Below are 7,986 nucleotides of genomic sequence, written 5' to 3' on the forward strand. Positions count from 1 at the left end.
ATTTAGCCAAACAGGTTTTACCTGTTGCAGTATTTGCTCTTGCGATAGCAGGTGCATTTACAACCCATGCCATGAATAGTTATTCTAAGACTGTAGATCCGGTTCAAGGGTATCTTAGACTCAACCCACAAGGAACCTCTTGTGAAGAGCAGGATGATACCTGTACGACAGACAATACTGGAATTGTTTGTACAGTGGATTATAATCCGACAGGCGCTCAATTGTTCGGTAAAAATCCAGCTGGTAAATGTGTACAGACAATTTTCAGACCATAATTTTATTACTGTAAAATTGACAATGCAGCTCCAAAAGGAACTGCATTGTTTTTTAGATTAATACTTATTTTTTCTATAACCATTCGGGTTTTTTATTTCCTTTTAAATAATAATCGAACCACTGTTCAATCTTTTGGGTGAGATCATTTTGATATTTTTTATTCATTAACACATGATTCTCTCCCGGATAAATCAGCATTGTATTGATTTTGCCAAGACGCCGAAGTGCTAAATAAAATTCAATACTCTGATAATAATGCACCTGAGCATCGTGTTCGCCTGTCCAGGATAAGAGCGGAGTAGTAACTTTGTGGGCATGATAGATCGGAGAGTTTGTCAGGTACCCTTTATAATCTTCATATAAAGATTTCCCGATTCTTAATTGCCCAAATTCATAATGCCAAAAATTAGGCTTTTGAAAGCTCCAGGTGACCCAAAGATAACCACTTACATAATCAGTAATCGCGGCACCTGCCACAGCTGCTACAAACATATTGGTTTGGGTTATGATATAATCAGTTTCATATCCGCCATAAGAATGACCTGTAAGACCTATACGGGTGCTGTCAACAGATGATTCACCGGCAATGACTTTTTGAGTAGCGGAAACCACACAATCTGTTGCGGAAGGTCCAGGATTTCCAATTTCATAAACAATATCAGGCAAAAAGACAAAATAACCTTTTGAAGTAAAATTGGTAATATTAAATCCTGTAGGATTGTTCAGAGATGGATTTACATAGTTGTATAATTCTTTAGATTTCTTTTCGTAGACAAATACAATCATAGGATATTTAGTGTCCTTACGATAATTGGCTGGATAGACTAAAACACCATTTAAAACAATGCCCTTAGAATTGGTATAGCTAATGAGTTTGGAATATCCCCAATGGTATTTAAAATGCTGTTGATTGCTTTGAAAAAGTACTTTTTCTTTAGAATTTTGGTTCTCTTTAAAAAGTAATCTCGGGGGTAAATTATAGTTTTCCTCTTTGTAAACATAGCTGTCATTTTTTTTAGCTCCTATAAATTGACTGATGTTCATTTTTTTGTTCAGTAAAGGTTGTAACCCCTTTTTCTTGTCCCAATAACAATAGGCTGTATGCTCCAGTGTTTCGGTTTTAAACACTAACTTGTCATCCCATTGAAATTGCCCCTTATTAAAGCCGTCATAGTTCATTTTTCTGGACTGACTGTCAGATTGGGGAATGATTCTATAGATTGTTTTATTTTCCCGTCCATGGGTGAGTCGAAGCGCTTTTGACCCATCCAGAGCAATGCTCCAGATATCATACTTGTCATAAATAAAAATTGTTTTATCTTGTGGTACCCATCCAGGATTTCCAAAAGGACTTACTTCTTCAGGCTGGTCAGACTCATCGTCTGAAAAGTTCACCCCGAGTTCTTTGGTAATGTTTTTACTAAGACCACTCTCTATATCATAAACCCACCAATGTTTGTCTTTAAAATAGACAAGCTGTTTTTCATATATAGAGACACCAGTCCATGCCTGATCCCCTAATTGATTTTGTAATATTAATTTCCGATCCCCAGTTTGCAGATCCAAAATATAAATATCCAGATGAGCTTCGCGGTTTGACTGTGGTTCATAACGCAGTGGATTAAAAAGGAAAGCATATTTTTGATCTCCACTTAAGAACATTTTAGGGAATTCATTATCTGTAATACGGCTAAAACGATTCTCCAAAGGCCACCACAGGGCTACTTTTGCTAGTCTGTCCCAATTTTCAACCTCCACTTTTGCAGGATGTAAAAACGTGTCTTGGGCATTCCAAATTTGTGTTTGTTCTCTATTAATGGGAGGCATCGTTTTTTGTAATCCAAAAAATATTCTTTTTCCATCCTCTGAAATATTTAGTTTTGCAACGGGAGAGGAAATAATTTCCATATCCAACGGAAAATTATCCATATCTGTTGGATTCAAAGTATATAACTTACTCTCTGCTATGATGTAATAGCCGATTGAAGTCTGGTATATCTTTTCCTTACTACCCAAAGGCCGTTTTAGAAAGGCTACAGAATTTCCTTTTTTTTGCCAGACCAAATCAGAATATTCAAAATCTTTGTTTGTACTGCTGATAGTAGTTGTGGTTTTATTATGCAAATTCAGAAGGTAAATTGTTGTAGCATTTTCTGTTTTTGTGGTATATGCCAGAACATCAGTTTTTGGATTATACCAATAGCGATCAGCATCCTTTGTGATAATAGATATACCACCATTGGCTACGTTTTTTAATTCTAATTGTTTTTTTCCAGTATTTCCCTTTTTCAAGAGGATTATATTTTTACCATCTGCGCATAAATCGTATCGGAGCACCCCTTGTATAATCTCCTGTTTAGAAGTAAACAGGTCAACAATTTTCAACTCTTCTTTTGAGTTCATCGTTAAAAAACAACGCTCTGCGATAAACTCTCCCTTGTTTGCTCCGGGAAAAGAATAGGTATTTGTTTCTTTACTGTTTTTAACAAACAAAGTATCAATACCACTTTGATATTGAACAGAGAAACTTAGCCATTTTCCATTTTCAGAGAGTTTGTCAGCACTGAGATAATTCCATAATGGATAATCATTTGCTGTGAGTTCTTTTTTAGTATTTTTTTGGCTAAATCCAGTAAATGAAACCAAAAGTAAATTCAGGACTAAAAAGACTGTTTTTATTTTATGGGGTAATGCATCGGAATTATTTTTCTTGTATTTTTCGTAATATGATTTCATTTTAATAGCCTGGGTTTTGGGGTTTTAGATTGGAATTTAGTGTAAGTTCTGATTCGGGGAGCGGTAGTAATTGATCTGCCGGATTCCAACCTGCTTTGACAGGCGCTAATGTTGCGTCCAAACGATTGGCTCTTTTTAAATCAAAAAAGCGATGTCCCTGTTCGGTGAAAAATTCTACTCTTCGCTCTTTTAGTATAGCATCAAGGATATCTTGTTTGCTCAGGGCTGTTGTACCTGTAAGACCTGCTGTAGCTCTGATCTTATCCAAATCCTCTTTTGCTCCAATAAGATCTCCTTGTTCAGCACGCGCTTCAGAACGAATCAGGTATTGCTCGGCCAAACGAAATACTATGGAATATTCTAATGAACTAGCTGTTTTTGATTTCTGCTTGTATTTACTGACATGATACCATGTGTCGGTGCCTTTTGTAACTGCTTTTACCCAATGAACCTTACGCTGGTCTCCCGGTTCAAATGCATTTATGAGCCCAATACTTAAAGCCGTGAGTGGCGGAGGTCCGGCCTTGAATATGAATGTTTCACCTTCCTGAGCGTTTTGTCCACTAGTACGGGGTATAAATTGCCAGATTGTAGTACTGCTTTCTTTTAGAAATATGGCATCAAGATTAGTCTGCCAAGCATAGGTTTGTGTATTGTTTAAGAGATATGAAGCGGCATTGGCAGCTTCTGCCCATTGTTTGTTGCAAAGGTATACTCGTGCCAGCAATGCCATAACCACCGATTTATTGGGGCGTATGCGGTCACTGGAAATATAACTCTCGGGTAAGAGTGATACCGCCAGTTCAAGATCTTTTATAATATGAGAATACAACTCTACAGAAGGCATCTTATGCACTTTTTTATTTTGCTGATAATTGGTGGTGATAATATAGGGTACATCACCGTAGAGATTCATAAGATAAAAATGAAGCAGTGACCTTGAAAATAATGCCTCTCCTGTTAATTGTTTTTTATCTGCTTGAGGTAATGCATCCGATGCGTTTACTCCCTCGATAATGGCATTGGCTGCATAAATCTGATTGTAAGTGTTGTTCCACCAGGCAAAAATATCTGTATTGGAAGGCAGGATTGTATTGTTGTAAAAATCTCGGGTTTTGCCGGTAATGCTTCCATAGTACACTAATTCATCTGTGTAATTACCCATTTGATTCGATAACCCGGAGAGGTTTCCACTTAGCATACCCGAATCTCTCATTTTTGCATATATACTAACCATAGCTGCATTTGCTGTAGCCTTATCTTCAAAAATGGCACTTGAAGTAAGCTGAGAAGATGGAAGGTCAACTTCAACAAAATTATCACAGCCGTATAGAAGTAACATTCCCAACATCAATAATCCAAGGAGAAAATTATGGTTTACTGTTTTGATTTTATGTTGTTCTATAAATCGTAAAACTGATTTCTTTTTCATGTTATTTGATTTAGATGATTAAAAAGTGAGTTGAATTCCAGTTGTGAATACCTTTAGTGGAGGAAGACTCATACTAAATCTGGATTCCGGATCAGCCCCATCAAAAGAAGTAATGGTAAAAAGATTCTGTCCCTGAAATATCAGTCGGCATTTAATTCCTTTGAGCAACTTATCGGGAATAGTATAAGATAGAGATAAGTTTTTGAGACGGACATATGAGGCGTCGGTTATGATGGCATCACTTTGATAATATTTATAAAAGGCATCGACTGCTGAACTGTTTACCCCTGTAGAATATTGTTGATACGTTGCATTGTCTCCAGGGCTTTGCCAATGATCCGTTACCGCTGTTGGCTGATTTCCCATGCTGCCGGGTATTCCTGTTCGATAGGATCCGTTGTAATTCAATTGGTTTACAAATTGAAATAAAAAATCCAATTGCCAGTTTTTATAGGTGATGGTATTTTGAATTCCTCCAAAATATTTTGGATTCAAATCACGAATAGATTTTTTATCCTCAACTGCTGTAATGGCGCCATCTGCATTGTAATCTTCAAATTGATAAACTCCTGTTTGCGGATTTATCCCGGTGTAATGGTATACTTTTTTAATGTTTAAAGGTTCACCGATGACAAATTGATTGTTATAGGTAGATCCTTCAAGATTAGGAAAAGACACTAATTTATTGCGGGCAATAGTCAAATTAAAACTACTTGTCCAGTTAAAAGATTGTCTTTGGAAATTGACTGTTCTCAGAGTGAGTTCAACTCCTCTATTTTGAACTACAGCATCAAGATTTGCCTGTACGGAATTGAATCCTGTTGTTGCTCCTAGCGGAATCCCAACAAGTTGATTGGACGAGCGATTGCTGTACCAACCAGCAGTTATAAAAATCCGGTCTTTGAGAAATCCGGCCTCTAGTGCCAGTTCCAGTTTTTTATTGGTTTCCCAACCAAAATCAGCATTAAAAAGACGTGTAGGCTGAAGGCCAATAATACCTCCGTAATTGTTTCCCGAAGAGCCATAGGTATCTAAAAACTGATAGTCCCCAATCTGATCATTTCCTGTGGTACCATAACTGGCGCGTAGTTTACCAAAACTTAAGAAGCCAAGATTATTCTTTACGAAGGCTTCATTTGAAAATAACCATGCAGCTCCAACTGCTCCAAAGGTGGCAAACTGTCGGCCGGGACCAAATCTACTTGAACCATCCCTGCGTCCGGTTATATTTAGTATGTATCGCTCATTCCATGAGAAATTCATTCTCCCGAAAAAAGCCTGATATTTGTATACAGATTCACTATGCAGTACATTAAATACAGAAAAAGCGGAAGAAAGATTATAGATTAGGCTATTACTGCTAAATCCACTGGCTTCTTGTACGAGCTGATTGGTTGTTTGCTGTTGAAAAGTTGCCCCAAGGAGTATTTCTGTTTTTCCTTTACCTATTTTTTTTGACCAGGCTAATTGGGGCTCAATAATCCATGATTTTCTTGTAGTAGTATTAACATCGATAAATGAGAATTCGCTTCCGAGTCCATAGGCAGGATCGTATAGAGTGGATGGTTGTGTGCGACTATCTTCAAAGCGCGTATCGGTAAAACCAAAACTTGTTTTAGCACTTAAATTAGGCACGATTGTGTAGGATAATAATCCATTGACAAAAAGATCATGGGTAGTTGAGGTATATTTTCCTTCAAGATTGCTTAAAGGGTTGTTCCATGTACTGTTCTCCCAGTTTAAATTACCATGAGAATCATATAATGCCGGGGCATTTGGGGGGAGAAAAATAGCTTGCTGTGTGATATCAACTCCGGGTTGATTATTTTCCTGGGCGGTATATCCGAAAGAAAAATTGACATGGAATTTTTTGTTTTCGGAGTCATAGTTAAGATTGGCGAGCAAGTTGCCCTTTTTGTAATTGTAATCTCCTGGAAATACCGTGGTTTCTTTATGAAAATTACCGCTTAAAAGAAATTGTGTTCCGGAAGTACCTCCTGTTAAAGAGGCTTGTACATCGTTAATGTCTGAAGTTCCTCCAATGAATATTTTTTGCCAATTGGTATAGCGGTTTTGATCCCATGTACCATTTACATCATAATCTGTTGGACCATAAGGTATACCATCGTTGAGAAAAGCTTCTTTACGCATTTTCAGGTATTGTTGTGTATTCATTAAATTCATTAATCGGGTTACTTTACCCAGTCCTGCTGAAACATTTGCCGTGAAACGTGTTTTACCTTCCTTTCCTTTTTTGGTGGTGATAAGCACCACACCGTTAGCACCTCTTGAACCGTAGATAGCCGTTGCATCGGCATCTTTAAGGATTTCGATGCTTTCTATGTCAGCCGGGTTGATACTATTTAAGGGACTGGTTGGACCGGGAAGAACAACTCCTGTAAGATCTGAACCTATGGCATCGGAAGAGTAAGGAACACCATCGATAATATAAAGTGGTCTGTTTCCATCAGAACGTAAGCTATTTTGTCCCCGTATTTGGATATCAAAACTACCTCCGGCGACTCCTGTGTTTTGGGTTATATTTACACCTGCCATTCGTCCCTGCATCGTAGCAAGCATATTGGTAACGGGCTGTTTTTCGATATCTTTTGAACTGATTTTTGAAATACTTCCCGTGCGTTCGCTCTCTTTAACAGAATAGTATCCGGCATTCACTCGGACTTCCTGCAAGATTGTGGTGTCGTATTGAAGTGTAACGTTTATTGTCGAGCGTCCCTGAACAGGAATGACAGCTGTCTTAAATCCTATAAAGGAAAAGATTAAAACGTCAGCAGCACTAGCCTCAATGTTATATTGTCCACTATAATCTGATATAACAGTAGTATTGGTTTTATTTTGAATGGAGATGGTAACACCGGGTATAGGGTTGGTTCCATCGGTGAGAGTACCCTGAATCTGATGTTGTTGGATAAATGAGGAACTGCGCCGGTAGGTGTTTTTGGATTGAACAGATGAAAAAGACAGTATAAATCCTAGAAAATATAGGCAATAAAGAGCTCTTCCATCCTTGTATAATGAAAAATTATTCATAATATTGGGTTGGTTAATTGAAACGTAAGTTGATTAGCTATGATCCTCTGTACTAGTTTAGTCGCTGTAGTAGAGGATCATTTTTTATGTATTAAATTGAATGGTTTATGGTATCGACTACCATTTTTGTTAAATCATAGGCAAGTGATTTTAGTTAGTTGAGCTAATTAAAATTTTTGCGGCCCTCAAAACTATGAAGATTGGGTGCTAAGAAATAAAGATGAGGGATTTGCTTAGGAAGAAAAAAAATGGCGCAGAAACTCAGCTTATCGAACAGAGGTACTGGTATACCCGACAACAACAAGTGAGCCCACGCCATGGTCGTGAGCAAAACCACTTATCATCTCGTTGTCTAAAATTACCAGTTTTCTGCACGAGATTCAAAGCGAATGCTTCAAATATTTTTATATGAAGAATCGCAAATTTAATATTCTTAAAATGAATATTGTACAAATATATATAAATTATTTAACATACTTATAGGTATGTGT

4 protein-coding genes are annotated in these 7,986 nt (G+C 37.4%); 1 reads left to right on the forward strand and 3 read right to left on the reverse strand.

The window, feature by feature from the left end; genetic code table 11:
• Positions 1 to 275 (forward strand): DUF6520 family protein (locus JO950_RS20140; RefSeq protein WP_202704238.1); only part of this gene is annotated, 275 nt, incomplete at its 5' end.
• A 73-nt stretch (positions 276 to 348) separates the two neighbouring features.
• Here JO950_RS20140 and JO950_RS20145 read toward each other — a convergent pair.
• The 3 genes from JO950_RS20145 to JO950_RS20155 are packed head-to-tail and all read right to left on the reverse strand — an operon-like array spanning position 349 to position 7,495.
• Positions 349 to 3,012 carry a prolyl oligopeptidase family serine peptidase gene (locus JO950_RS20145; protein ID WP_202704239.1) on the reverse strand — a complete coding sequence of 888 codons (2,664 nt, stop codon included), beginning with the start codon at positions 3,010 to 3,012 and terminating at the stop codon, positions 349 to 351.
• Position 3,013: 1 nt separating this feature from the next.
• Positions 3,014 to 4,444 carry a RagB/SusD family nutrient uptake outer membrane protein gene (locus JO950_RS20150; RefSeq protein ID WP_237732402.1) on the reverse strand — a complete coding sequence of 477 codons (1,431 nt, stop codon included), beginning with the start codon at positions 4,442 to 4,444 and terminating at the stop codon, positions 3,014 to 3,016.
• An 18-nt stretch (positions 4,445 to 4,462) separates the two neighbouring features.
• A complete protein-coding gene (locus JO950_RS20155; RefSeq protein WP_202704240.1) occupies positions 4,463 to 7,495 on the reverse strand; it encodes a SusC/RagA family TonB-linked outer membrane protein in 3,033 nt (1,010 codons plus the stop codon).
• Positions 7,496 to 7,986 lie beyond the last annotated feature (491 nt).

The sequence above is a fragment of the Flavobacterium sp. UGB4466 genome, from assembly GCF_903469665.1.
In the GTDB taxonomy this organism is placed as follows: domain Bacteria; phylum Bacteroidota; class Bacteroidia; order Flavobacteriales; family Flavobacteriaceae; genus Flavobacterium; species Flavobacterium lipolyticum.

Bases quoted from the DNA above. Each gene is read 5' to 3' on its own strand.
- JO950_RS20145 (WP_202704239.1), bottom strand. From the start codon at position 3,012: ATGAAATCATATTACGAAAAATACAAGAAAAATAATTCCGATGCATTA.
- JO950_RS20155 (WP_202704240.1), bottom strand. From the start codon at position 7,495: ATGAATAATTTTTCATTATACAAGGATGGAAGAGCTCTTTATTGCCTA.
- JO950_RS20150 (WP_237732402.1), bottom strand. From the start codon at position 4,444: ATGAAAAAGAAATCAGTTTTACGATTTATAGAACAACATAAAATCAAA.